This is a genomic window from Fructilactobacillus sp. X2R1C1, assembly GCF_059901435.1.
On the sequence record NZ_JBWXUV010000024.1, the window covers coordinates 1 to 512 of the forward strand.

Here is a 512-nt window from a genome sequence, read left to right on the forward strand (position 1 = left end):
TCATCCAACTGCACCAGATCCAAATGGTTCAGGAGTAAAAACAGCTATATCTAGATCATTGCGTAATTCATCCGTGAAAAAAGAAGATATAGGCTATATTAATACTCATGGTACAGGAACTTTATCTAATGATGGTGCTGAATTAAAGGGGATAAAGGCTTTTTTTGGAAACTTAATTAACGATATTTATGTCAGTTCTAGTAAAGGATATTTTGGACATAATCTTGGTGCAGCAGCAGTTATTGAATTTGCAACTACTCTTCTTTTGATAAAGGAAGGATATTACCCTGCAACTATGAATTTTACTAAGATAAGAGATGACTGTAATGGCTTTAAAATTATAACTAATAATAAAAAAGAGATTAATCATAAAGATAAAAAATTTATGATTAATAATAGTGCTTTTGGTGGATATAATTGTTCTATTGTCTGTGATTTATATCACGCACATAGTTATAAAAAAAGTAAATATAGAAAAAAGAATTCTGTATTTATTAATGATATGTCAGTAG

At 28.7% G+C, this 512-nt stretch carries 1 pseudogene; it reads left to right on the forward strand.

The features are described 5' to 3' along the window. Window positions 1-512: pseudogene (locus AC6UDG_RS07285) on the forward strand (beta-ketoacyl-[acyl-carrier-protein] synthase family protein); the annotation flags it as partial.